Annotated in this window: 2 protein-coding genes; both read left to right on the top strand. The window is 75.8% G+C overall.

What is annotated here, in order from left to right:
• Positions 1–128 precede the first annotated feature (128 nt).
• Positions 129–878: an MFS transporter gene (locus tag ACFV0G_RS38205; RefSeq protein ID WP_380558119.1), complete on the top strand. Its 750-nt coding sequence runs from the start codon at positions 129–131 to the stop codon at positions 876–878.
• Positions 879–999: 121 nt separating this feature from the next.
• The coding region (locus tag ACFV0G_RS38200; RefSeq protein WP_380558116.1) for a condensation domain-containing protein at positions 1,000–2,539 on the top strand (1,540 nt) is incomplete at its 3' end.

Below are 2,539 nucleotides of genomic sequence, written 5' to 3'. Positions count from 1 at the left end.
ACAGACACTCTCTTTGGGGGTTTGGGTTTTTTTAAAACCCCCCCGGCCCCCCCCCCCGCCCCCGCCCCCCCCCCCCCCCCCCGCCCGGGGGGGGCGGGGGGGGGGCGCCCGGCATCGACGCGGCCGGCATGCTGCTGTTCGCCGCCGTGCTCGTCCCGCTGCTGCTGTTCCTGATGGACCCGTCCGTCGGCCGCCTCCCGCTGCTCGCGGTCACCGCCGCGGCGGCCGCCGGGCTGACCCACCGCGAACTGCGGGCTGCCCATCCCTTCATCGACCTGCGGGTGCTCGCGGGCAACGTGCCGCTGCTGGCGACCTACCTGCGGGCGCTGCTCACCTACACCGTCTCCTACGCCTTCCTGTACGGCTACACCCAGTGGCTGGAGCAGGGGCGCGGCCTGTCGGCCTCGCAGGCGGGGCTGGTGCAGCTGCCGATGTTCGCCACGGCGATCCTGGTCTCCACCGCGACCGGCCGCCGCGCCGAGATCCGCGGCAAGCTCCTGGTCGGCGCGGCCGCCCAGCTCGCCGCCTGTGCCGCACTGCTGGCCCTGGGCCCCGGCTCCGGCGGAGGGCTGCTGCTCGCCGTCGCCCTCCTGTTCGGGATCCCGCAGGGCCTCAACGGCCTGGCCCTCCAGAACGCCGTCTACCACCAGGCCGACCCGCAGCGGGTGGGCTCCTCCGCCGGACTGCTGCGCACCTTCGGCTACCTGGGCGCGATCGCCGCCTCCTCGGCCGGCGGCGCGTTCTTCCCGCACCGGGCCGACACGGCCGGGCTGCATGAGCTGGCCTGGTTCATGCTGGCCTGCGCCGGCCTCTTCCTGCTGCTCACCGCCGCCGACCGGTCGCTCGGCCGGATCGGCCCGGCAGCGGCCGCCGCCTGACCGGCCCGGGATCCGGGTCCGCACTGCCGCGCCGCGCGCGAGCACCCGGCCGGTCGTCACCTCGCGGGTCCTGGGTCGTTAGCGCCTAGGACAACGTTTCTCCGCGCTGGAAGAGGTCGGTATGCGGCAGTTCCCCCTGGAGTCGCTCGACCTGGCACCCGGCCGCGTGGTCCGCTGGCGGCTGCGGTCGCGCGCCGCGGAGCAGGGCCCGGGGGCGGCGGGCGGACCGGTGGCCGAGCCGGACCGGCGGGCGTCCTTCAACCAGGACAAGCACTTCACCGTCGCCGAGCAGAGCCGCCGGGCCAGCGAGCCGGTCGCGTCCTGGCTGGCCGTGACCTTCGAGATCGCCGGCCCGCTGGACCGCGCCGCGCTGGAGGCCGCCCTGCTGCACCTCGCCCACCGCCACGAGGTGCTGCGCTGCGAGTTCCGGCGGCTCGCGGGGGAGGTGGCCTGCGCCGCGCTGGACCCGTCGGACCTCCTGCTGGAGGCCGCCGAGGTCGGCACCTTCGACTGCCCGGAGGACCTGCGGGCCTTCCTCGCGGACGACTTCGGGCGCAGCATCGACACGCTCGCCTGGCCGCTGTACACCATGGGTGCGGTCCTCCGGCCCGACGCCACCACGGTGTACCTGGCCTTCGACCACATCGTCTGCGACGGGATGTCGATGCCCGCCGTCATCAACGACGTGCAGCGCGCGTACGCCGCGTTCGCGCAGGGCCGGCCCGCCGACCCGGACCCGGCGCCGAGCTACCTGGACTTCGCGCACGAGCAGCGCGGCCGGTACCTGTCGATCGCCGCCGACGACGACCGGCTGGCGTACTGGCGGGCGTTCACCGCCCGCAACGGGGGGTTCTTCCCGCCCTTCCCGCTCGACCTCGGCGTCGAGCCCGGCCGGATGTACCCGATCGCCAACGTGGCCGGCCGGCTGCTGGACGCCGCGGAGACCGAGGCCTTCGACCGCCGGTGCCGGGCGGTGGACGGCCGGGCCTTCATGGGGGTGCTGGCAGCGGTCGCCGCCGTGCTGCGGCGGTCCGGGGGGCCGGAGGTCTACCGGGGCCTGATGCCGGTCAGCGAGCGCGGCCGCGGGCCCTGGCAGGACGCGGTCGGCTGGTTCGTCAACACCATGCCGATCGAGTTCCCGGTCGGCCCGGGCCTCGACTTCGCCGAGGTCATGGCGGGCGTCCGGGCCGGGTTCGGCACGATGATGGCGCACACCGAGGTGCCCTTCGTCCGCGCCTGGGAGCTGCTCGCACCCGAGGAGTTCGCGGCCCGGTCCTGGCCGTTCCCGGTGAACTTCTTCTCCTACCTCGACATGCGGCGCTGCCCCGGGGCCGAGCACCACGAGGTCTGGCGGCCCACCACGCACGTCTGGTCCTCGGGCGCCAACGGCGCCTGCTCCTGGTTCCAGCGGGACACCGACGGCCTGCACCTGAACTCGATCTTCGTGGACACCCCGCAGGCCCACCGGACGATGGCCGGCTTCGAGCAGGCGCTCCGCGGTGTGCTGCGCACCATCGCCGCCACCGGGACGCTCGGCCCCGCGCCCGTCCGCCGGCCCGACGCCCCGCTGCTGCCGTCCCCCCGCCCGGGCCGCGACGGGGGGGCCCCCCCCACCCCCGCTCCAGGCGGCGCGCCCCGGCGCGGGGGGGGGGGGGGGGCGT

This window comes from Kitasatospora sp. NPDC059571 (assembly GCF_042735675.1).
In the GTDB taxonomy this organism is placed as follows: Bacteria; Actinomycetota; Actinomycetes; order Streptomycetales; family Streptomycetaceae; genus Kitasatospora.
Note: the sequence above shows the minus strand (reverse complement) of the source record. Positions and strands in the feature narration are given on the sequence as shown.